Source organism: Hymenobacter lucidus (assembly GCF_020447265.1).
GTDB classification, from domain to species: Bacteria; Bacteroidota; Bacteroidia; order Cytophagales; family Hymenobacteraceae; genus Hymenobacter; species Hymenobacter lucidus.
This window is the reverse complement of the sequence record NZ_JAJADR010000001.1, coordinates 902,279-924,939: the sequence shown is the minus strand read 5'-3', so window position 1 is coordinate 924,939 and position 22,661 is coordinate 902,279. Positions and strand designations below refer to the sequence as shown.

Sequence of the window (22,661 nt, the reverse complement as noted above, 5' to 3'; positions counted from 1 at the left end):
ATGGTTGTTGGTTTTTGGCTCCGCTTATCAACCGAACTTACCAACGTGACGAAAAACCAGAAACCAATAACTAAAAACCAATGACCAATCCTCGTCACCGACGCCTGGCTCTGATTGATATGGGCACCAATACGTTTCATCTGATGATCGTAGAATTGCCCGAAGCCCGCCACCCCGAGCCGGTGGTGCTACTCCGGACCAAGGTGGGCGTGCGGCTGGGCGAAGACGGTATCAGCAAGGGTGAAATTGCGACGGAAGCCTATGCCCGCGCCCTGCACACGCTGGCCGCTTTTCAGGAGGAAATAGAGCTGCACCAGGTAACGGAAGTGCGGGCCACGGCCACCAGCGCCGTGCGCAATGCTAACAACGGCCCCGCCCTAGTGCGCGACATTTTCGAGCAGACCGGCATCCGGGTCGAAATTATTCCCGGGGCCCGGGAGGCCGAGCTGATTTGCCAGGGCGTGCGTCAGGCCGTACCGCTGGGCGAGCAGGCCCATTTGATAATGGATATTGGTGGGGGCAGCGTGGAGTTCATTGTGGCCAATCAGGAAACAATTTTCTGGAAGCAGAGCTTCGAAATCGGAGCCCAGCGCCTGCTCGACCAGTTTTTCCACCACGACCCGCTCTCCACCGATGACGTGCGCGAGTTGCAGCACTACCTGACCGGTAAGCTCACGGCCCTTACTGCGGCCGTGCAGCACTTCCGCCCATCGGCCCTGGTGGGCGCCTCCGGTACTTTCGATACCCTCGGCGACCTGCAGGCCGCCCGCGACGGGCATCCCCGCGGCAACAACCTGCCGCCCGAAACCCCGATTTCGCTCGACAGCTTCTACCAGAGCTACCACCAGCTGCTGCACAGCACCCACGAGCAGCGCCTGGCCATGCCCGGCATGACGCCCATGCGCGCCGACATGATTGTGGTGGCCTGCGTGCTGATTGACTTCGTGCTCAAAACCTACGATTTCCTGCACATCCGCGCCTCAGCCTACGCCCTGAAAGAAGGTCTGCTGCAGGAAATGCTGGCCCAGTAAGTTTTTATTTAACCGTCATGCCCTTAGACGTCATGTCGAGCAGCGCGCGACATCTCGCGTGCTGACATTGTTCCGTCTGCCATCCTGAATCTTTACCGTAGTAGTAACCAAAATTATTGCAACGAAGCGGTAGACATGATTCGGCAAGCTGCCGTCAGATCAAGCATGACGTTCTTTTTACTCTGCCCAACCTCCCCCCAATGACCTTTCCCTACAACCAGCTTTTCACCTTCACCGAGTCCGTGTTCCTGAGCATGGGCTGCCCTCCCGACGATGCCACGCTGGCCACCGAGGCGCTACTGTCGGCCGATCTGCGCGGCATCGACTCGCACGGCGTAGCCCGGCTTATCGGCTACGTGCGGCTCTGGGAAGCGGGCCGCATCAATGCCACTCCCCGGGTGGGCGTGGTATACGAAACGCCCAGTACGGCCGTAGTAGATGGCGACGGGGGCCTGGGGTTGGTGGTAGCACCCAAGGCCATGAACATTGCCCTGGAAAAAGCCCGCGTGGCCGGTACCGGCTGGGTATCGGTAAAGAATTCCAACCACTTCGGCATTGCCGGCTACCACGCCATGAAGGCCCTGGCCCACGACATGATTGGCATGGCCATGACCAATGCCAGCCCCCTGGTAGCCCCTACTTATTCCCTAGACCGCCTCTTGGGCACCAACCCTATTGCGGTAGCCATTCCGGCCGGGGAGCAGCCCGATTTTGTGGCCGACTTTGCCACCACTACTGCCGCTAACGGTAAGCTCGAAATTGCCCAGCGTAAGCAGTTGCCGGTGCCCGAGGGTTGGGTGCAGAACGCCGACGGCAGCGGCTCGACCGATGCCAACGCCGTGAAAAACGGTGGCGCCCTGCTACCGCTGGGTGGCGAAACCGGCTCCCACAAAGGCTACTGCCTGGGCAGCATCGTCGATATTTTCTCGGCGGTACTCTCCGGGGCCAATTATGGGCCGTGGGTGCCGCCGTTCGTGGCCTTCCTGCAGCCTCCCGCCGACCCCGTGGGCCAGGGTATCGGCCATTTCTTCGGGGCTATGCGCGTAGATGCTTTCCGGCCCGCCGCCGAGTTCAAGGCCCATATGGACAATTGGATCAGCACGTTCCGCAGTGCCCAGGCCGTGGAAGGCAAGCAGGTAATCATTCCCGGCGACCCGGAGCGCATCATGTCCCAGCACCGGCTGCTGGAAGGCATTCCCCTGCTCGACCCGGTAATTAAGGACCTGGAAAGCGTCGGCCAGAAGTTCGGCGTGAAGCTGTAAGGCCGTAACGCTGAAAGTGCCAGCAACAAAAAAGGCCACCTGCTCGCGCGGGTGGCCTTTTTCAATTATGCCAAAATCAGTCTAGCTGTTGGTAGTCAGCAGCGTATTCATGGCCACGTCCTCGTTCAGGTACTTCGACGAGTACGAAGTGTCGCTACCATTTAGGAACAGGCAGGTACCGTTGCCAACCGTGTCAATGATTTCAGCATACTGGTCCATGGGCAGCGCGGGGCAACCGAGGCTGCGGCCCAGGCGGCCATTCTGCTTGATGAATTCCTCACTCACGTAGTCGGCGCCGTGCATGACCACGGAACGCATGAGGGCATTATCATTGTAGCCTTCATCTACGCCGTTCAGCTTCAGGGAGCGTCCGTGCTTACCCACGTATTCGGCCTGCGTAACATAGAAGCCCAGGCTGCTCATGTTCGACTCATTCTCGTTAGAGAAGTTGGTCGCCACGTTTTCGCCCGAGTTGTGACCATGCGCTACCAGCGTATGAAATACCACCTGCTTACTGGCCAGATCGAGCACCCAAAGACGCTTTTCGGTGGAGGGCAGGTCGAAGTCGATGACGGTGAGCAGCTGCTTATCGTTGAGCTTATTCTCGTTTTTGAGATTGAAATAACCCGTTACGGCCTTTTCAAACACCTCGTAGCGCAGGCCCTGCTGCTCTACCTGCAGGTCGCGGTAGAGGTCGTGCAGGCGCTGGTCGAAAAAGGCGCTCTGCAGTGCTTTGGCCGAGGGCATCTTGGTTTCCATGCCGGCGGCGGAAGTGCGCGCCACGGGCGCGGCCAGCGGAGTAGCCATAAACAACGAAGCCACAAACGGCAGCACCCGGCGCGTCAGTCGACGGGCCCGGATTTTTAGTCGCTTACGCTGGGTTACACTTGGCTTTTCCATTCGCGCTTATCAGTTTCAGTTATCAAAATATAGTCTTTATACAAGGCTAAGGCCTTGTATAAAGACTATACGTGAAAGCCGCGCCGATGGTGCAAAGTATCGGGTCGCAGCATATCCAACAATGTCGATATTCAATTAATTCCCATTTGGGCTTTCACTGGGCTCTTGCAGAAGCCCCAAATTTTTTAACCAGTATCATATATTGGTTTATTACAACAACCCGCTACCTTACTACCGGAATAAACTACGCAAGTAATAGATTCCATCCCGCTCCCTTTACCAACCCAATTCCCACAGTACAGATGTACAACTCTACTCCCCGACCCAGCCGTTGGCTGCTGGTCGCACTTTCCCTATTCCTGCTGCTGACCGGCAACCCGGTCCGCGCCCAGAAAGTCGTTTTGCAAGGCTTCTGGTGGGACTACTGGAACACCAACTACCCCAATGGCTGGGCCAACTACATTGCCGATCTGGCTCCGCGCCTCAAGGCTATGGGCATTGACGCGGTCTGGATGCCGCCGTCCATCAAGAACGGCAACCAGGGCAACGGCTATTCCCCGTTCGACAACTACGACCTCGGGGATAAATACCAGAAAGGGTTTTTGCCCACCCGGCTCGGCACCAAGGATGAGTTGCTGCGCGGCGTAGCCATTCTGCACGCCAATGGCATCGAGGTAGTGCAGGATATTGTGCTCAACCACGTGGACAATGCCGGCTCGGCGGCCGGCCAGGGCGGCGTAGATCCGGCCGCCTGGGACGACTACACGACCGGCCGGTACAAGAACTTCCGGTACGTGAGCTACACCAAGCCCGCCACCGACGAAACCGCCGCTAACTACCTGGCCCGCAACGGCCGCTTCTCCAAAAACTGGCAGAACTTCAACCCCAACCCCGGCAATAACTCCACCTCCGGCGACTGGAACGCCGTGTACTTCGGGCCCGATGTGAGCTACTACAACGGCTCGTACGGCACCAGCTCCAATGCCACCTTCAACCCGGCCCAAAGCGCCGACTACATGCGCAATAACACACGCAGTTGGCTAATCTGGTACAAAAAGCAGGTGGGCTTCGACGGCGTGCGGCTCGATGCGGTGAAGCATTTCCCTGACTTCGCCATGGAGGATTTCCTCTATAACCTGCAAAGCAACGCCGGCTGGGCCAACGGCACGGCCACGATGTACGCCGTGGGCGAATGGGTAGGCTCCAGCAGTCAGATGGACTCGTGGGTTTCGGCCGTGCAAAGCCGCTCGGGCACCTTCGACTTCTCGCTGCGCAACGGCCTCTACAGCATCGTCAGCGGCGGCGGTAACTTCGACCTGGGTACGCTGCCAGGCTATCAGCAGGGCACCCGCACGGTACTCATCAACGGGCAGTATGTGCACCGCACGGTGCCGTTCGTGAACAACCACGACACGTTCCGGCCCCAGGTGAGCAGCACCGGCGACTATACCGGCTGGAATACTGGCTCGGAGTTGGCTCCCCACATCGACCCGTTCGACCCGCGCCTTTCGCCTACCTATGCCGCCGCGCTGGCCGTGGATGGCTCACCCCAAATTTTCTTCGAAGACCTGTTTAACGTGGGCAACACCGGCAAGCGCTACTCGCATAGCCCCAAAAGCACCACCGACCTTCCGGTACGCTCCGACCTCGAAAACCTGATCTGGTGCCACCAGAATCTGCGCTTCAAGGATGGGGCCTACAAAGTGCGCTGGCAGGCCGCCGACCACCTCGTGATTGAGCGCAGCACCAAGGCCATCATCGGCATCAACGACAATTTCTCGGCCTGGCAGAACAGCACCGTATCCTGTGATTTTGCGCCCGGCACCGTACTCAAGGACTATTCCGGGGCTAATGGCACGGCTACCGTAACGGTGAGCGGCTCCCAGACCGTGGCCATCAATACGCCGCCCTGCAACGGCACGGCCGCCGGTGGCCGGCGCGGCTACTCGGTGTGGGCCCCGGTGGGCATCGGTACCAACTATGTGCGGGCTGCCATGGCTACCTCGCAGGAATGGGAGTTGGCCGATGACCTCGGCGACAGTGATTCCCGCTCGTTGCAGCAAGGCGGCCAACTGCCGGCCAGCTCTACGGCCCTGCGCACAGCCGGCCGCATCTACGCCGATGCCAATAAGGCCATCACCTACACCCTCTTCCCCACCGACGCCACCCGCAGCCTGACCGTGGCCCTCTACAACACTGCCGGTACGCTGGTGAGCAGCAAAACCGGCACCGGCACGCTCACGGGCACCTACACGCCCACCACCGCCGGCTGGATTACGCTGAAGGCCAAAAACGCCGTGGCTACCAACCCCGCCCAGCGTGCTTTCGTGAAGGCGACCTATACGGCCCCCACAGTGGTAAGCGGCTCGATGACGGCCCGGGCTACGTCTGCTACCGCCGCCCCAGCAGCCATAGCGGCGCCGGCTAAAGCCGAAATGCAGCTTTTCCCGAACCCAACTACGGCTGAGCGAATCGAATTTGTGCTCCAAACCACGGCCGAGCAGTCGGCTACCGTGCGCCTGTTCGACGTAACGGGCCGCCTCGTGCATCAGGAAAGCGTGCGACTCTACAGCGGCTCCAACCAGATTCACCTGGTGCCGCAAAAGACCCTGCCGACTGGTATTTACCAGCTATCGGTAGCGGAGTTTGGCCTCACCCAGAAACTGGTGCTGAAGTAAAACAGCCCACTCTGGATAGTAAAAAAGGCCCCGCCGGTTCTCGGCGGGGCCTTTTTCTGTTTTGCAAGAACAACATTCCGAGCCCCGCGCGGAATCTCACGTGCTGACGTTGTTTACCCTGGCATCTTGAGCCTGCCGAAGTATCTCTATAGCAATGCTACTTATTTATCATTGCACGCGAGGTGTCTCACTTTGTTCGACATAACTTGCTTTTACCACTTACCGCCAGCCCCTTGCGGCCAGCTGCCGGCCAGCCGTGGCCCCATCCAGCCACTTCGACTCCAGGCCAGGGCCGCTCAGAAACAGGCAGGCTCCCTCCCCCACGGCTTTGATAATGACCCGGTATTGCTCGGGCGGCAGCGCGGGGCAGCCCCGGCTGTAGCCCAATTGGCCGTGTGCGTTTAGATAGTCCTGACCGGCATAGTCGGCGCCGTGCAGCACCACGTAGCGGCTAAGAGCGTTGCTATTCTGGCCGGCGTCGAGGCCGTGCAGACGGCGCGAGAGGCCATGCTTGCCGCCATAAGTGTCGGCAGTGCGGTAGAAGCCCAGCGCCGTGCAGGCCGACTTAATCCGGTTGGAGAAGCGCCGGGCCCGCAGCTGACCAGAGCCCCGGCCGTGGGCCACGTAGCTGCGGTGCAGCACCTGCTTTTTGCTCAGATCGAGCACCCAGAGGCGCTTTTCGGTGGAGGGCAAATCCATATCCACCACGGCCAGCACCCGGGGGCGGCCGATGCGGCCGGCGTGGCGCAGGGTGAGGTAGCCTACACAGGCCCGCTCCAGTACGCTGAGGCGCAAAGCCTGCGCCTCAGCACCCAGGGCCTGGTACAGCGCGGCTACTTCCCGCCGCAACGAATCGGACAGGCCAGGCACGGGAGCCAGCACTGTGGGCAGTAACGAATCGGCGGGGGCGGCAGCTATAGGTTTCACGGTATCGGCCAACACCGGTGGCAGCACCGACACGTTGGCGGCTGTGGGCTGGCTCTTTTCCCCTACCGATTGGCAGCTTACGGTTCCCAAAAGTAGCAAGCCGGCCAGCCAGCCTGGGAATGACGGTTTGTAGGTTGTGGAACAGGACATTTACACAGATAACAGGGAAGCCAGGGGCCAAGATCAGGCTTCTTTTCGGAAGGTGCGCTGCCTAGGTTGGAAAAACAGTGGCCGCTACTGGCCACCGTACTTTGCCCGCTAGAAAAATACACTGACGTTGCCTTTCAGGAAAAACGGCGTACCGGGCGTGAAATGCAGCTCCGATACGCCCTCGGGAGCCTCGCCAGGGAGGCGGCTCTGGGTGTCGAACTGGGCCTGATTCCACTCCACGTTCAGCAGGTTTTCCACGCTGGCGCCCATCTGAAAGCGGCGGTGGGTGTAGCTCACCACGGCATCGAGCAGGAAGTAGCCCCGGGCCCGCACCGAGTTGAATTCGTTGGCGGGCCGGTCGTTGAGGTGGCGGTAGCGCAGGCTGGCGCTAAAGCCCGAGGGCTGCTTGTAGGTGATACCGCCAATGCTGGTGAACGTAGGCGCCAGCGGAATCCGGTTGGAATCGGGGTGGGCTTCTACCAGACGGCCGTGGTTGTAGTTGAGGTCGGCATCCAGAAACAGGGTGCGACTGAGCTGGTAGCGCACCGACAAATCGACGCCGTAGCGGCGGGTGCGGCCGGCGCTTTCCGTGAAGCCTCCGTCGCCGACGTACACCAGCTCATCCTGCAGGTGTAGTGCCCAGAGGGCCGTATTCACCACCAGGCTCGGCACAGGCTTGAAGGTGCTGCCCACCTCGTAGCCGATGGCGCGGGGCAGCACGTTGGCCGTGGGGTTTTGTACCACCGCCCGGGCATCGTTGGAGTGAAAGCCAAAACCAGAGCGAGCAAAAAACTGCACGTCGGGCGTCAGATCGTAGTACAGGTTCAGCTTGGGACTCACGCGCCCTTTGCCAGCCTTGCCCGACTGCGCCGGGTCGTTTTGCTCTTGGAAGTTAAAGCGAAAATAATCGACGCGCAGGGCAGCGTTTAGCGTCAGGTGGTCGGTGAGCGGCAGGGTTTCGTCGAGGTAGGCGTTGAGGTTCTGCTCGTAGACGTGACCCGATACGATGGTGTCACGCACGGCGCGGTTTACAGTGCGGCTCAGGGCCACGTCTACGTCGTCGAGGCGGGTGCCCACGCCCAGCACCGAGTGCAGCTTGCGGCTGCCCAGCTGCGTGTCGCGCTCATACGTGCCAGTGTAGCCGTAGATATTGCGGTGCTCGTTCTGGCGGATTTCGTCGCCCTCCACCGGATTTTCCAGGAAGAAGGTGAAGTTGGAATACAGGTTGAAGTTGTAGTTGACGAAGTAAGCCTGCTGGCGCAGCACCGCGTCGTGGGGCAGCGTGGTAGTGAGCGTGGCCGTGGCGTTGGTGCGGTTGGTGCGGCCGCCCTCACTCGGGTCGATGCTGCCGAAGCGCGAAATATGCCCGTCGCGAATGGCCCGCTCCGGCACCTGGCCCGAGGCATCCCAGTTGGAAGTGAAGTGCGAGCCGAGCACCATCAACGACGTACGCTCCGAGAGCAGGCCAGTGTATTTGGCCAGGCCATTGAAGCGCTTGAAATCCTGCTTGGCGTCGAAATAGGAGTTGGTAAATGAATACTCGGCCGCTAGGTAGGCGCTTTCGGTGTGTTGGCTGAGCAAGTGCTTGCCATCAGGGAGCAAGTCGAGCATGAGCAGGGCCCGGCGCGTGTCGAACTGGCCCAGCTCCAGCTTGGCCTGGCTGTGCGTCAGGCTGGTTTTGGTGCTGAACTCGCCGGCTCCGGCCGTGGCAAAATCTCCGAATCGAGCCGTGTACGGGCCTTTGTACACATTCAGAGCCTCCACCGTTTCCGGAATCGTGAAGTGGAAATCGGCGTAGCCCTGGCCGTGGGCGTGGCTCACCATATTCACCGGCAGCCCATCCACACTCACGTTGAAATCGGTGCCGTGGTCCACGTCGAAGCCCCGGATGAAAATCTGCTCGGCCTTGCCGCCGCCCGCGTGCTGGGCAATGAAGAGGCCCGGCACCAGCGGCAGCAGGTCCTGAGCCGAGTTCAGGGGCCGCAGCACCCGGTCGATCTGAGTGATGGTAGCTAGCGACTGGTTCGGGTCGCGGGGCTGCGACACGGTGACTTCGCGCAAGCTCAAAGCCACTGGGGCCAAGTGTAGACTCACGGTTTGGGTAGCGCCGGCCACAAGCGTAACGGTAGCGGCCGGGCTACGGTAACCCAGGGCCGTGGCCCGCACGGTGTAAGTGCCGGCCGGCAGCTTATCGAGCCGAAAAGCACCCAGCGCGTCGGAAGCCGTGCCGGCCGCCTGCCCTTCCAGGCGAATTCCGACGCCCGGCAGGCGCTGCCCCGACACTGAATCGACCACCGTACCGCGGATGCTGGCCGTGCCGGCAGCTGGATGTTGAGCCGAAGCGGCAAGGCTCAGCAGCGTGAGTACAATCGTAGCCAGGAAGCGCCGCGCCAGACTATACGAGCCATATTTTGGGGTTGCCTGACCAGCCTGGGCGCTTGAAACAGAGAGAGAATAGGGCTGCTCCATGTTTACCAACGCTTGGCAGAGCTACGAATGGCCGTGCGGCGCTGGGCCAGTACCTGCGCCCGGTGGGTGGCGAGGCTGGCATATTCGCGGGGCTTGTAGGTGTGCTTGGCCGCTGGTTCTTGCTTTGTAGCAAGAATAGAACCCTGAACAGTGGTGGATGACGGCAGCGGAGCAGCCGCAAAATGCCCGGTGGCAGTAGCCAGCGGCAGCGAGAAAGTAAACAAGGATTGCATGCGTCGGTAGAGTAGCTGCGGCAGCCGGGAATGGGTCGTCCGGCGGGCAGCAGCAGGTAAGTGGATAAGACGAAACGGCGCGGAGAACTTCACGCGCAGCGAGCCAGCTTGTTACAGCCGGCAAAACGACTTATCCCCGACGGGGAGGCGGGTAGAAAGCAGCCTGAAAGCCCACGGGCACGGCCGGCGTAGCGGCGGCGGGCAAGGCCATCTGGGTAGAATAATAAATAGGTGTTACCGCTGCCGTTTCACTCAGGCAATGCACATCGATGCCCTTGAGTACCGACAGCAGATGCTGGGCCGTCTTGCCGGCAGCTTGCTTTTGAATGGCCTGCTGGTCGCCGTTGCATTGGTCGAAGCAGTCAAGCATCAGGTAGTGCTTCTGCTGGCAGTCGTGGCTGTGCTGGTAGGGGTGCGCAGCGGAGTAGCGCGGGGCTTCCGGCCGGTTCACGAGGCCAGCTCCTACTACCACAAGGTAGTTGGTGAGCAACAGCAGCACGAGCCAGAAACGCAGCATTTTTGAATCAGAAATTGAGAATTGGTAGCTAAAAATTGACTGGCAGGTTGTACTTCGAGGTGGAAACTAAGCGAAGAAAACCCGCTCTACGGTCCAGTAGGCGGCAATGAGGCCGATGAGCACCGACATGGGCACTACCACGCGCTGCTTATACCAGGGCTTATCGGCAAACCAGCGGCCTACCAGCAGCCAGGCCAGCAGAATCACGGTGACCTGCCCCAACTCGACGCCCACGTTAAAGGAAATCAGGGACTCGACAAACATGGTGCGGGGCAGCCCGAGGCCCGTTAGCACACTGGCGAAACCCATACCGTGAATCAGGCCGAAGCCAAACACGATGACGACCCGCCACGGGTTGAGCTTGTCGGCCACGATATTTTCGATGGCCACAAACAGGATGGAAAGCGCAATAACGGGCTCCACGATGGATGCCGGCGGCGAAATAAGCCCGTACATAGCCAAGCCCAGCGTAATGGAGTGCGCCACGGTGAAAGCCGTGGCCTGCCATAGCACCGGCTTGAGGCGGGGCTCCAGAAAAAAGATACTCAGCACGAACAGGATATGGTCGAGGCCGAGGGGCAGAATGTGGGTGTAACCGAGCTGCAGATAAGTGCTGATGATGTCGGTGCGCGAGAGTTTACTCACGTCCACATCCAGCACGTGGGCGGCGGCCAGTTGGGGCCACAGCAGCCCGGCGAGCAGCAGCAAAGCTACCCGCGTGGCTATTCCCTTATGCCAGACTTGTGCCTTCATAGCAGTTGGAGCCAGCTTGGTTAGTTAGCGGCCAGCAGCTTCTTGCCTTCGTCAGCCAGGTCGAAGCTCAAGTAAGGATTGGTATCCAGTGCCTTCCGAATCAAAGCCTGCCCTTTTTCGGCCTGGCCGTTTTTGGTGGCAATCAGGCCGGCGCGGCAGAGTAGCGTGGAGTTCTGGGAGTTGGTACGCAGAGCCGTCGTAATCAACTGCTGGGCTTCCTTGAAGTTGCCGCGCTTATAGTGTACCCAGGCCAGAGTTTCGCAGGCATCAATGTTGTCGGGGCGCCGGTCGTACTCGATTTTGGCGTGGGTCAGGGCTTTGTCCAGCTCGTTGGTTTTGACGTAGGCATAAGCCAGCTCCCGGTCGGCGTAGTGGCCCATCTGCTCGTTGTCGTCGGCTTCTTTGGCGTCGTCGGCCAGCATCGAAATGGCTTCTTTGGCCATCTGGGTAGCTTTGGCGGGCTCGTTGCTTAGGCGGTAGAGGTCGGTCAGCTCATCGGCAAAAGCGTAGTCCTGCACCGTAGCGCGGGCTTTGCGGAAGTACTCAATGGCGGCCGGGTAATTTTTACGGGCCTTTTCCACCCGGCCCATACCGGCCAGGGCATAGGCGTAGTAGGGCCGTTCCAGCAGAGCTTGCGCATACTGCTTTTCGGCATTGGTCAGGTCGCCGGTATTCTCATAGAGGTGGCCCAGCGTGATGCGCGTCCAGGCGGTTTGCTCCAAGCCAGGGTAGCCGGCTTTCACAGCCATATCCATCGCCTCAATGGCCCCCGGGTAGTCGCCGTGGATTTCGCGCAGGTAGGAAACCCGCGAATAGGAGCGCAGATCGGGGCGCACCTGGTTCATTTTGTCGGCCATTTTCACGGCTTCGGGGTAGCGGCCCAGCTCCACGTTGGCATCGCACAGCAAGCCGTAGACGAAAGCGTTGGACGGATTGAGAGCTACGGCCTGTTCGGCTACGGCCAAGCCTTCGGAAAAGTGGTGCTGAGTGAGGCACAGGGAGGCTTTGCAGCACAGCGCCTCAAAGTTTTCGGGCTCCTTTTGCAGCACACCGTTCAGCAGCTGCATGGCGGCCATATCGTAGTACGGATGGTCGCCGGTAACGCGGGCCTCCTGCATGTAGGCCTGGGCCAGCAGCAGTTTGGCTTTGTTGTCGTCGGGTTTGGCGCGCAATTGCGCCAGCAGGCCCCCAATGGCATTCTTGGTATTCAGCCATTCGCCGCCCAGGGCCAGGTCGCCGTGGCGCTCCTTGAGGGTGGGAATGGGCTCGGGCTTGCGGAAGAAAAACAGGGCTGCCACGGCCAGGCCGAAACAAACCAGCAGAGTAGGGTAAAGATATTTTCTCAAAGCAGCGGAAGCTAAAGGGTAGAAAAGCGCCCAGCTAAGGGTAGAACTGAAAGCCAACAAGATAGCCGAACTCACCCGGGTCCGGCTATCAGAGTGACCCACTTCAGAACCGACTGCCACAGCACGGAGCTTAGGCAATCGGCTCCTCAGAAGTCAGCTTGCTTAGTTGGTATGCACCAGCTTAATGGACTGCAATACCGTTTCGCCCGATTTTACCGTGGCAATGTAGGTGCCGGCAGCCAGGTTCTGCACTTTCCACGGCATCTCGTAAGTGCCGGGCTTGTGCTCCTTGTTGCTCACCAGCGTAGCCACGGGCCGGCCCATCATGTCACTGATAACGATGGTCAGCGGACCTTTCACGCCTACTTCGTAGCGGATGGTGGTCTTGTCGGTGAAGGGGTTCGGGTAGTTCTGCGCCAGCTCAACCGGCGAAGCCTGCAGGCCCAGGCCTACGCTGCCTCGCTGGGAAGTAATGGTAGCCTGTGCTTTGGTACCGCGCCACGGCGTCTGCATGTAGGGGAAAGCCGACGTAAAGGTGGTGTCGTTAGCTTCTACGCCGGTCCGGAAACCAACTACGCTCAGCAGTTGGGGCGTAAGCGGGCTGGCGGCCGTAGCCGAGTAGTCGTCGTAGAACAGGCCAATAGCGGCCAGTACCACGCCACCTACAGCTTGTAGCTCGATGCGCGTTACGTCATCTTCCAAACGACGGCCGTTAGGGAAGCCGTCCATGTTAGGAATAGCCTGCAGTGCAGCGCTGGTGTTGTAGCGCGGATCCGTCAGACCCAATACGGCGGCGGCCAGCAGGCCTTCCGAGCTGAAGTCAGCCGAGTTGCGGGCCGTGGTAGGCACGGCCATGTTCAGGCGCAGCATGTCGCCGAGCGTGGGCAGAAAGTTATTGATAAACGGCTTGCCAGCAGCCAGCGGGTTGCGGGCTGGCTTGCCGGTAGCCAGCTGGTAAGGCGGCAGGTTGGGCACACCCGTGTGGAAGATGGGCAGAATATCAACCGAGCGGGGCTTACCGGCGCGCAGCAGGTAAGGGCCAAACGTTGGGTCGGCGAAAACGGTACCGGCACGCTGGGCAGTGGTCAGGTTGGCCAGGCCGTCCTTACCATTGCGGAAGTCGAAAGCCTGCAGCGAGTTGGCCTGGATGCGCAGTGGGTTCAGGCCAGGTACGGCCGCAGCGAAGCGGCTTTCGTCCATGTAGAGGGCCAGCTCCGGGTTCATGGCGTTTTCGTCGAACTTGGCGACCATACCATAGGGGTTGCCCGCGTTCCACTCGTCTTTCTGGCCGATGGGAATAACCACTTCGTTGGTCAGCGGCATACCCAGGCGCGAAACCTGCACGTAGTTGCCGGTGTGGGTCTGGGTGCCGTCCACGTTCAGGGTGCGCAGAGCCGGCCGGCTGGCCGAGGCCCACACCCCAATTACGTAGTCCGAATCAAGGATATTGGCGGCCTGAGCGCCGGTTTTGCCGTCTTTCTGCAGCACCGAAATTGGAATTTGCAGAGCAATGGTGTGGGTGTTTTTACGAGCTACCCCGTCGCGGGCACCCGTCTGACGCACGCCGCCCAAATCGAAAATACCACCCAGATCCACGAAGAATGGGTCATCCACCGGGCCGCAGAACACTTTGGTGCCATTGGCCAGCGTCCGGATGGCGTTAGTCATCAGCGTATTATAGGGCGTATTCAGGCCATTGGCGCCCTCAATAGAGCGGGGGCCGATGTTGGGTGGGGGCACAACGCCGCCGGTTACGATGGAAGTGAAAGCACCGCCATTCACGCTTAGCTCGGCGGTGTAGGTGGTTTTCTGGTTTTCCTTGCCCAGCCGGGTGCGGAAAAACGTGGTGCCGTCCTCGTTCGTGCGGGTAAACGTGAACCGGTAGGTCAGGTCGTCGCCAGTCGAAGTCGTCTTGTTCTTGATGTGGATTTCGTAGCGGATATTCTCGCCAAACGTGTTGTAGATGGGTCCGCCCTGGGGCAGCTCCAGCGGAATGTAGTTGGCAATGATGTTAATCATTTCCGCGTTGTTCGGGTCGCGGAAGGCATACAGGTCGGTGTTGTCGGCCAATGGGTCATCCGCAATAAGCGGCGCCTCACGGTGGCTGGACGCCTCAATGCGGGTGTTTTGTCCGCTCCAGGCCAGGGCGCCTACTATAGCAGTAGCGGCTAAGCCCATGTGGAGAATCGGACGAGTAAAGGTCTTCTTCATGATAAAGGAATTTGGAGTGGGTAAAAAGGAAATATGACCTTACCGGCAAGCCGGCAAGCACTGAAAAGAGACCGGGATAGGACGGCTGCGAAAGTGGCAGCACTGTGTGCCCGCCAGCTGTGTGGCGGCTGGGCAAGGGCGTAGCAGAGTGAGCTAAATGCTCAGCAACAGGAAAATAAGGAGGGGCGGAATTGCAGGGACATACGGAGGTGAGGCCGAGTCTGGATTGGCACCGATGGAACTTTATTTCAAAAAAATAGCACCCGGTCCAACGCCAACTCTGCCAACGGTTTGTTATCCTGACCCACCGGTATTTCTTCGCTACTTTTGCCCCCTTCATCGTAGGTAGGCAAAACACGTCCTACTTCTTTTTTAGCGTACCCTTCCGCGCCGCGGCGCGTCGTTTTCTTTACCATGGCCAAAGTCGCAATCAACCTCTCCACGGGGAGTATTCAGCAGGAAGAAATCATCGTCGGCATTGATCTGGGCACTACCAACAGCCTGGTGGCCTACATCCACCCCGACGGGCACCCGCTGGCTATCAATGACCAGGGCCGGGGCACCATCGTGCCGTCTGTGGTGCATTTTCCGGCCGGCGCTCAGGAGCCCATTGTGGGCACCGAGGCCAAAGACTACCTACTAACCGACCCGCAGAACACGATTTACTCCGTGAAGCGCCTGCTCGGCAAGTCGTACCGCGACCTGGGCGAGCATGCCACCCAGCTTGGCTACAAGGTTATCGACGACAACACCGAAGGCCTGGTCAAAATCCGGGTTGGCGACCGGTTCTACTCCCCCATCGAGCTGAGCGCCGAGATTCTGAAGGAACTGCGCCTGCGGGCCGAGCACGCCCTGAAAACGCCCGTCAACAAGGCCGTGATTACCGTGCCGGCCTATTTCAACGACTCCCAGCGCCAGGCCACCCGCGACGCCGGCCGCCTGGCGGGCCTCGAAGTGCTGCGCATCGTGAACGAGCCCACGGCCGCCGCCCTGGCTTACGGCATTGGTCTGAGCCCCGACGAGGAAAAAACCGTGGCCGTATACGACCTCGGCGGCGGCACCTTCGACGTGAGCATTCTACGCATACAGCAGGGTATTTTTGAAGTGCTCAGCACCAACGGCGACACCTATCTTGGCGGCGACGACCTTGACCGGGCCATTATCGACTACTGGACCAGTGACTACCAGCTTGCCGCGTATCTGTACCAGAATGGCAGTGCCCAGCAGGAGTTGCGGCTGCTGGCTGAAGCCGCCAAAAAGCACCTGAGCCGGCACGAAGAGTTTTCGGCCGATTTCGGCGGCACGCTGCTACCCTTGACCAAAACGAAATTCAACGAACTGATCCAGCCTCTGGTCGAGCGCACCATCGTTTCGTGCCGCCAGGCCCTGGCCGATGCCAAGCTGACGCCGCAGCAACTCGACGCGGTGCTGCTGGTAGGTGGCTCCACGCGCGTGCCGCTGGTGTATGATTCGGTATCCGCGTTTTTCCAGCAGCCCGCCAACAGCTCCCTCAACCCCGACGAAGTAGTAGCCCTCGGTGCGGCCATTCAGGCCGATATCCTGGCCGGCAACCGCCGCGACGTGCTGCTGCTCGACGTGACGCCGCTCACGCTGGGCATTGAAACGCTGGGCGGGCTGATGGACCCGATTATTCCGCGCAACTCCAAGATTCCGACCAAGGCCGGCCGCCAGTACACCACTTCCGTGGACGGACAGGTGAACCTGAAAATTTCGGTATATCAGGGCGAGCGGGATTTGGTGAAGGAAAACCGCAAGCTGGCCGAATTCGACCTACGCGGTATTCCGGCTATGCCCGCCGGCCTGCCCAAGGTCGATGTCAACTTCCTGCTCAACGCCGACGGAATTCTGCAGGTGGAGGCCATTGAGTTGCGCTCCAACACCCGGCAGGCGGTGGAAATCAAGCCCCAGTACGGCCTCACCGACGAGCAGGTAGAGCAGATGCTGATGGACTCCCTCACCCACGCCCGCGAAGACGTGGCCGCCCGCATGGTTATCGAGGCCCGCACCGTGGCCGAGCAGATGCTCTACCAGGTGGAGCGCTTCGTGGACAAGAACTCCCAGTACCTGACCGAAGACGAAATAACCCAGACGGCCGCCCAGACCCAGGTGCTGCGCGAGGCGCTGGAAACCAACGTCAAGGACACCATCCTGAAGGCCGTCGACGAGTTGGAAAGCCTCACCAGCCCGTTTGCCGAGCGGGTAATGAACATTTCCATCAAGCAGGCTATGGCCGGCAAAAAGATTGAATAAGGAATAGTCGAACCGGAAGCGGGTCATGGTAGCTTGCCTACGATGACCCGCTTTTTTATTGGCTTGCTACCCCAGTTTTACGGCAATGAATACCAACCTTACCCAGCTGCTCGCGGCGGCCCAAAAGCCGGAGCGCCGCATTATCGGTCTGATGTCGGGCACTTCCCTGGATGGGCTGGACGTGGCGCTGTGTCGCTTTTCGGGTCACGGGGCGGCCACTCAGGTCACGGTCGAGCAGTTTGCCACAGTACCGTATTCCGAGCAGATCCGCCACGAAATCCGACAGGTTTTTGCCCGGCCACAGGTCGGGCTGCAGCACCTTACGCTACTCCACGCCTGGCTGGGCACACTGCACGCCGATATAGTACTGCAGTGCCTGACCCAGTGGCAGATTACGCCCGCCGAAGTAGATGCCATTGCCAGCCACGGCCAAACGGTATTTCATGCCCCGCAGCACCAGCATGGCCTAGCTGGCTGGCCCAATGCCACCCTGCAGCTCGGCGACGCAGACCATATAGCCGTGCGCACCGGTATTCTTACCCTCAGCGACTTTCGGCAGAAGCACGTAGCCGCCGGCGGGCAGGGCGCGCCGCTGGCCGTGTACGGCGACTACCTGGTGTTTTCCCAATCCGGCGAAGACCGACTGCTGCTCAATCTGGGCGGCATTGCCAACTTCACTTACTTGGCCGCCAGCCTCGACGCCACCGAGGTGTTCAGTACCGATACCGGCCCGGGCAACACGCTGCTCGATGCCTTCGTGCGGGAACTGTACCCCGGCCGGCAATACGACGAAAATGGCGCTTTAGCCGCCCAGGGCACTGTACATTCCGGGTTGCTGGCGGAATTATTGGCGCATCCGTTTTTCGCGGCGGCTATTCCCAAAACCACCGGCCCCGAGCTGTTCAACCCGGCTTACGTGCGCGCCGCGCAGCAACGAACCGGCACGGAGCAACTGCCCGCTCCCGATTTATTGGCTACGCTCACTGCCTTCAGTGCCGCCGGGGTGGGCCAAGCAGTGCGACAGTCTTTCGGGTCGCAACGGCCTTTTGTGGTGTATGCCAGCGGCGGCGGCATGCACAACCCCACGCTGATGGCCGCGCTGGAGCGGGAGTTGCCGCAGTGCCAATTCTCCACTACCGCCGCGCTGGGCATTGCCCCCGACGCCAAAGAAGCCGTGCTATTCGCCATTCTGGCCAACGAGACGCTCGTGGGCGAAGCCCGACCCATTGGGCACGGTGCCCAAGCGGTGCCCGCCGTTACGCTGGGCAAGATTTCTTTCCCGGGCTGAGTTATCTGCTCCTTACTTACGCTTGCTTTGCGGGGCCGGAATCAGCCCGAAGCTCAGGATGTGGGTGGCCGTCGAGTCTCGAAACACTACGTCGAGCTGCACCTGGGGCAGGCGGGCCAGCGTGTCGCTCTTGAACATGAAGCTGTAGAAATTGCGCACGTCGTTGGCCTCGCCGATACGGTAGCCCAGCTTGTATAAGTCGATGGGCCGGCCGCGCTGCCGGCTCTGGGCTATCAGTGGCTGAGCTGCCGCCCGAAACTGCCGCGGCGTCATGCTGGCCTGCAATTCGGGAGCGAGCAGCGCATACGCCGCCTTGTACTCCCCGCGCAGTACGGCCAGCAGAAACTGCCGGGCCACCTGCACCTGCGAGGGTCGGGCCACGGTTGGCACGGCCAGCAGCAACACAACCAGCAACACCACAACCCGGCGGGCGCCCCGGCTTCTCCAAAACTTGTTCATAGTGCTGTCCGACAAAACATGGATTACGGGCCGGGCTTGTCAAATACGGGGCCACGCCGGCCAGGTAGCAAACAAAACGGCGGCACCCACCCCGGAAGTTACCTTCTGGAGTCGATGCCGCCGCTTGCCGTAGTTTGGCTACTGCCGCACTATTCGATAAGGATGCGCCGAGTTACGTTCAGGTCGTCGCCGGTAATGCGCAGCATATACACGCCAGTACCCAGGTTCTTGGTCACGAAGCGCGCTGGAACCCGGCCCGCAGTTAGCGTCAACGACTGCAGGCTTACCTGCTGGCCGATGCTGTTGTAGAGGGCCAGCTCGGCTGTTTTGCCGGTGTTGGGGCCATCCATGCGCACCGAGAATTCACCGCCGGTAGCCGGGTTCGGATACACGCTCAGGGTAAAGCCATTGAGCTGTTCCCGCACTGGGGTAGTCAGCGTCACGGTCAGCGGCATGCTGATGATGTTATTGGTCTTGCTCGATTCCGTTACTACGCCTTGGGCATCGGCCACGTAGAGTACATAGTAGTTGCCGGCGGCCGTAGTAGCTGGAATGGCGAAAGAAGCCGCGCGGGTAGTACCGGCGCTAACGGGCATTGCCGCCGCCGCTACCGAGCCCAGCAGCACGTCGCCGCTGCTCCACACGTTGTCGGTAGAGAGGTAGAAGCCCATGGTGCTCTGCGCAGCCGAAGCCGTGCCTGAGTTAGTGAGCAGGCAGGAGGCCGAAACCGTACCACCGGCCGGCGTCGTAGCTGGGTTCAGCGTAGCCTGCGATACTACCAGATCCGGCAGAGCAGCTACCACCGTCAGGGCCAGCGCAGAGGTGTTGTTAGTTTCATTGGTTTCTATCACGGCAGCGTTGGGGTCAGCTACGTAGATTACGTAATAGGCACCCGGCGTAACGCCGGACGGAATGCTGAATACGCCGGTACGCTGAGCCGTGAGGCCCGCGCCCAAAGCGCCGCCGCTGCTGGTGCCCAGCAACAGATCATTACCGTCGATAGTCGTATTCAGCGACAGGTAGTAGCCCAGTTGGCTGCTGCTGGCATCGCCGGCACCCTGGTTGCGAACGGTGCCGCCCAGGCCGATGGTATTGCCGGCGGCCACCGAGGTAACCGACTGCGTAGGATTCTGCACAATCAGGTCGGGCTGCACGGTGGTGGTCGTCACGCACGACACCGAGGCTTCGAAGCCGGAGTACACCGCGCTACCATCACTGACAAACTGCACCGTCAGAGCACCGGAGGTGTTGGTAGTCGAGGCCGTTACAATACCCGGGCTATAGATATACGAGCCAATGATAGGCGAGTTGGTCGACGGGCCGTCGTAAATCGTCACCCGGTCACAACAGGTTTCCAGCGCGAAAGAGGTGAAGGTCAGACGCACTTTGCTGCCGGTAGTGGCAGGGTTAATCGTCAAAGAGCCGTTAGAATAGTCGGCGTAGTCGCTGTTGCCACCATTGTCAGCAATAGAAGTGCCGCAGGTAGTGATGGTAGCCGTGCCGCTGAAAGGCACCAGCGTGCCGTTGAAAGGGGCGGTTACGGCCAGCCCAACGCTGGTTACGTTGTTCGTTTCGTTGGTTTCCGTCACCGCACCCCGATGGTCAGCCACAAACAGCACGTAATAGTTGCCGGTAGCAGTAGCCGCAGGAATGGTCACGCTGGCCGAGCGATAGTCGTAGCCGCCAGCGTAAATCGTATAGCCAGTGGCCGAGCCCAGGAGTACGTCGTTGGCACTCAGCGTAGCATCCGTAGAGAGGTAGAAGCCCATGTCGCTGGAGGTAGTAGCCGTAGTGCCCTGGTTGTAGATAGTGGCCGAAACGGTGAGGAGCGTGCCAGCCGCCGCCGCCGTGCGCGACAAACCCGGCTGCGTAGGTACTAAGTCGATGCCCGGCGTTACCACCGTCAGAGCCGCCGCGAATACGTTGTTCGTCTCGTTGGTTTCCGTCACTGCGCTCAGGTAATCAGCTACGAACAGAACATAGTAGTTACCCGCGGCCGTGTTGGCCGGAATGGTCATTGTGGGGTAGCGGGTGCTGTAGCCGCCAGCGGCCAGGGCACCGCCCGTAACCGAGCCCAGCAGCACGTCGTTGGAACTCAGCGTAGCATCCGTAGAAAGGTAGTAACCAGTCGTGGAGCTGGTGGCGGTAGTCGTGCCCAGGTTCACGATGTAATGGCTGCCGCTAGTAGCATTGCCAGCCGTTACGGTCGAGTAGTTCAGGTAAGCCGACTGAATCACCAGGTCGACGCCGGGTGTTACCACCGTCAGGCCGATGGCCGCTACGTTGTTTACCTCGTTGGTTTCGGTTACGGCATTCTGGTAATCGGCAGCAAACAGGATGTAGTAGTTGCCCGAAGCCGTACTGGCCGGAATGGTCATGCTTGGGTAGCGGGTAGCATAGCCGCCGCTGACCAGAGCTCCGCCGGTAGTGGAGGAAAGCAGCACGTCGTTGGCGCTCAGCGTGGCATCCGTGGAGAGATAGTAACCCACGTTGGAGCTGGCAGCCGAGGTATTGCCCTGGTTGTAAATGTAGTGGCTACCGCTTATTGTGGTGCCCGCCGTGGTGGTGGTCGAGTTCAGATAAGCCGACTGAATGACCAAGTCGATGCTGGGCGCTACCACCGTAATGGATACGCTGCGCACGTTGTTGTTCTCGTTCGATTCGGTTACGGCATTCAGGTAATCGGCAGCAAACAGGATGTAGTAGTTACCGGGCGTAGCCGTGGCCGGAACAGTAATCGTAGCGCCGGGATAGTTGCTCAGGCCCGCGCCCAGTGCGCTGCCGGTGCTGCTGTTCAGCAATACGTCGTTCGACGACAAGGTCGCGTCCGACGAGAAATAGTAGCCCACATTGCTCGAAGGCGAGGCCGTATTGCCCTGGTTATACACGGTAGCTCCGGCGCTGATGGTGGTGCCGGCCGATACCGAGTAGTAGCTCAAGCTGGCCTGCGACACAGTCAGGTCGACGTTGGGTGCAGCAACGGTCAGGGCTACGGCCGATACGTTGTTGGTTTCAATGCTTTCCGTTACCACATTTTGGTAATCAGCGGCAAACAGAATGTAGTAGTTGCCGGGCGTAGTGCCCGGGGGCACGTTGGTCGTCACGCTGCGGTACGAGGGGTAGTTGGGCGACAGCTGGCTGCCGTAGGCAGAAGTCAGCAGCTGGTCACTGGCATCGAGGGTCGTGTTGGTGGAGAGGTAGAAGCCTACGCTGCTGTAGGTAGCCGTGGCGTTACCCTGGTTGTTGATAGTGCAGGAAAGCCCGATTACGTTACCGGGAGCCGTGCTCGTCGGGCTCACCGAAGGCTGCTGAATAACCAGATCGACGGTAGGTGGCACCACGTTCAGGTACACGCTCGTCACGTTGTTGGTTTCGTTGCTCTCACTTACTACGTTCTGGTAGTCGGCCGCAAATAGCAGATAGTACGCGCCGGCAGTGGTGTTGGCAGGCAGCACTACGTAGTTGCTGCGGCTCGAGTAGCTACCCACGCTGAGGCTGCTACCCGTGGAGCTACCCAGCAATACGTCGGCCGCGTCCAGCGTGGCATCGGTGGAGAGGTAGTAACCAATGTTGGAACTGGTAGCCGTAGTGCCCGAGAGGTTATAAATCGAGCTGTAGAGCGAGAGAGTGGAGCCCGGTACGGCCGAAATCGGCGTGGCCGAAGCACCCTGAATCACCAGATCAGACTGCGGAATGGTGGTTACGCAGGCAATATCGGCGGCAAAGCCGCTGTAACCATTGCTGTAATAGTCGGTGGCAAAGCGCACCGTGAGCGTACCGGCGCTGGTGGTGGCATACACCGTACCAGGGCTATAGTAGTCGTAGTAGGTGCCGATAATGGGAGCCGACGTGTTGGAACCGTCGTAAATCGTCATCCGGTCGTAGTAGCCCACCGAAAAGCCGTTGAACTGCAGCCGTACCTTGCTACCAGCCGTGGCGGGCGTAATGGTGACGGTACCGTTGGCATTGGGTGTGTAGTTGCCGGTGGCACCACCATCGTCATAGAGCGTGCCGGCACAGGTGGTAATGGCCGTGGTGCCCGTGGTGGGCATCGAGTAGGTCTGCGCGGCAACCTGGCCGGTGAGCAGCAGTACCAGCGCCACTGCCATTGCCCACCAGGAAGTGAAGCGGCCGGTGCCGTGAGGGTAATTGTGTTGCATACAGTG

Annotated in this window: 15 protein-coding genes; 5 read left to right on the top strand and 10 right to left on the bottom strand. The window is 60.1% G+C overall.

All coding sequences use genetic code 11. From position 1 onward, the window contains the following. The first annotated feature begins 80 nt into the window (after positions 1 to 80). Positions 81 to 1,031 (top strand): Ppx/GppA phosphatase family protein, encoded by a 951-nt coding sequence (locus LGH74_RS03940; RefSeq protein WP_226172254.1) that lies wholly within the window; start codon positions 81 to 83, stop codon positions 1,029 to 1,031. 200 nt (positions 1,032 to 1,231) lie between these two features. Then, entirely contained in the window at positions 1,232 to 2,293 is a 1,062-nt protein-coding gene (locus tag LGH74_RS03935; RefSeq protein WP_226172251.1) for an Ldh family oxidoreductase, read from the top strand. A gap of 81 nt (positions 2,294 to 2,374) precedes the next feature. Here LGH74_RS03935 and LGH74_RS03930 read toward each other — a convergent pair whose 3' ends face one another. Then, on the bottom strand, positions 2,375 to 3,193 hold the full coding sequence (locus LGH74_RS03930) for a murein L,D-transpeptidase catalytic domain family protein (RefSeq protein ID WP_226172249.1): 819 nt from the start codon (positions 3,191 to 3,193) through the stop codon (positions 2,375 to 2,377). 302 nt (positions 3,194 to 3,495) lie between these two features. Here LGH74_RS03930 and LGH74_RS03925 point away from each other — a divergent pair, with 302 nt between their 5' ends. Beyond that, a complete protein-coding gene (locus LGH74_RS03925; protein ID WP_226172246.1) occupies positions 3,496 to 5,871 on the top strand; it encodes an alpha-amylase family glycosyl hydrolase in 2,376 nt (791 codons plus the stop codon). Positions 5,872 to 6,090: 219 nt separating this feature from the next. Here LGH74_RS03925 and LGH74_RS03920 read toward each other — a convergent pair whose 3' ends face one another. The 7 genes from LGH74_RS03920 to LGH74_RS03890 all read right to left on the bottom strand — a co-directional run bounded on the left by LGH74_RS03920 (position 6,091) and on the right by LGH74_RS03890 (position 14,477). After that, positions 6,091 to 6,888, bottom strand: coding sequence for a murein L,D-transpeptidase catalytic domain family protein (locus tag LGH74_RS03920; RefSeq protein ID WP_226172243.1), 798 nt, complete (start codon positions 6,886 to 6,888; stop codon positions 6,091 to 6,093). Between the two features lie 168 nt (positions 6,889 to 7,056). Next, positions 7,057 to 9,417 (bottom strand): TonB-dependent receptor, encoded by a 2,361-nt coding sequence (locus LGH74_RS03915; RefSeq protein WP_226172241.1) that lies wholly within the window; start codon positions 9,415 to 9,417, stop codon positions 7,057 to 7,059. Between the two features lie 2 nt (positions 9,418 to 9,419). Then, positions 9,420 to 9,650 (bottom strand): hypothetical protein, encoded by a 231-nt coding sequence (locus LGH74_RS03910; RefSeq protein WP_226172239.1) that lies wholly within the window; start codon positions 9,648 to 9,650, stop codon positions 9,420 to 9,422. 130 nt (positions 9,651 to 9,780) lie between these two features. Continuing rightward, the gene (locus LGH74_RS03905; RefSeq protein WP_226172237.1) at positions 9,781 to 10,167 is read right to left on the bottom strand and encodes a hypothetical protein; all 387 of its coding nucleotides are present in this window, start codon (positions 10,165 to 10,167) and stop codon (positions 9,781 to 9,783) included. A gap of 66 nt (positions 10,168 to 10,233) precedes the next feature. After that, positions 10,234 to 10,920 (bottom strand): HupE/UreJ family protein, encoded by a 687-nt coding sequence (locus LGH74_RS03900; RefSeq protein WP_226172235.1) that lies wholly within the window; start codon positions 10,918 to 10,920, stop codon positions 10,234 to 10,236. 20 nt (positions 10,921 to 10,940) lie between these two features. Further along, positions 10,941 to 12,266, bottom strand: coding sequence for a tetratricopeptide repeat protein (locus LGH74_RS03895; protein WP_226172232.1), 1,326 nt, complete (start codon positions 12,264 to 12,266; stop codon positions 10,941 to 10,943). 162 nt (positions 12,267 to 12,428) lie between these two features. Beyond that, positions 12,429 to 14,477: a DUF4331 family protein gene (locus LGH74_RS03890; protein WP_226172229.1), complete on the bottom strand. Its 2,049-nt coding sequence runs from the start codon at positions 14,475 to 14,477 to the stop codon at positions 12,429 to 12,431. A gap of 414 nt (positions 14,478 to 14,891) precedes the next feature. Here LGH74_RS03890 and hscA point away from each other — a divergent pair, with 414 nt between their 5' ends. Both hscA and LGH74_RS03880 read left to right on the top strand, forming a co-directional pair. Further along, positions 14,892 to 16,748, top strand: coding sequence for a Fe-S protein assembly chaperone HscA (gene hscA / locus LGH74_RS03885; protein ID WP_226172226.1), 1,857 nt, complete (start codon positions 14,892 to 14,894; stop codon positions 16,746 to 16,748). Positions 16,749 to 16,833: 85 nt separating this feature from the next. Beyond that, positions 16,834 to 18,036, top strand: a complete 1,203-nt coding sequence (locus LGH74_RS03880) for an anhydro-N-acetylmuramic acid kinase (protein WP_226172223.1) — start codon at positions 16,834 to 16,836, stop codon at positions 18,034 to 18,036. 12 nt (positions 18,037 to 18,048) lie between these two features. On the opposite strand, the gene LGH74_RS03875 is transcribed toward LGH74_RS03880, so the two are convergent. Beyond that, on the bottom strand, positions 18,049 to 18,495 hold the full coding sequence (locus tag LGH74_RS03875) for a hypothetical protein (RefSeq protein ID WP_226172212.1): 447 nt from the start codon (positions 18,493 to 18,495) through the stop codon (positions 18,049 to 18,051). 149 nt (positions 18,496 to 18,644) lie between these two features. Next, the gene (locus tag LGH74_RS03870; protein WP_226172209.1) at positions 18,645 to 22,655 is read right to left on the bottom strand and encodes a CARDB domain-containing protein; all 4,011 of its coding nucleotides are present in this window, start codon (positions 22,653 to 22,655) and stop codon (positions 18,645 to 18,647) included. Between the last annotated feature and the right edge of the window lie 6 nt (positions 22,656 to 22,661).

Coding starts and splice junctions, on each gene's coding strand:
- LGH74_RS03940 (WP_226172254.1), top strand. CDS start 81: ATGACCAATCCTCGTCACCGACGCCTGGCTCTGATTGATATGGGCACC.
- LGH74_RS03935 (WP_226172251.1), top strand. CDS start 1,232: ATGACCTTTCCCTACAACCAGCTTTTCACCTTCACCGAGTCCGTGTTC.
- LGH74_RS03930 (WP_226172249.1), bottom strand. CDS start 3,193: ATGGAAAAGCCAAGTGTAACCCAGCGTAAGCGACTAAAAATCCGGGCC.
- LGH74_RS03925 (WP_226172246.1), top strand. CDS start 3,496: ATGTACAACTCTACTCCCCGACCCAGCCGTTGGCTGCTGGTCGCACTT.
- LGH74_RS03915 (WP_226172241.1), bottom strand. CDS start 9,417: ATGGAGCAGCCCTATTCTCTCTCTGTTTCAAGCGCCCAGGCTGGTCAG.
- LGH74_RS03910 (WP_226172239.1), bottom strand. CDS start 9,650: ATGCAATCCTTGTTTACTTTCTCGCTGCCGCTGGCTACTGCCACCGGG.
- LGH74_RS03905 (WP_226172237.1), bottom strand. CDS start 10,167: ATGCTGCGTTTCTGGCTCGTGCTGCTGTTGCTCACCAACTACCTTGTG.
- LGH74_RS03900 (WP_226172235.1), bottom strand. CDS start 10,920: ATGAAGGCACAAGTCTGGCATAAGGGAATAGCCACGCGGGTAGCTTTG.
- LGH74_RS03890 (WP_226172229.1), bottom strand. CDS start 14,477: ATGAAGAAGACCTTTACTCGTCCGATTCTCCACATGGGCTTAGCCGCT.
- hscA (WP_226172226.1), top strand. CDS start 14,892: ATGGCCAAAGTCGCAATCAACCTCTCCACGGGGAGTATTCAGCAGGAA.
- LGH74_RS03880 (WP_226172223.1), top strand. CDS start 16,834: ATGAATACCAACCTTACCCAGCTGCTCGCGGCGGCCCAAAAGCCGGAG.
- LGH74_RS03875 (WP_226172212.1), bottom strand. CDS start 18,495: ATGAACAAGTTTTGGAGAAGCCGGGGCGCCCGCCGGGTTGTGGTGTTG.
- LGH74_RS03870 (WP_226172209.1), bottom strand. CDS start 22,655: ATGCAACACAATTACCCTCACGGCACCGGCCGCTTCACTTCCTGGTGG.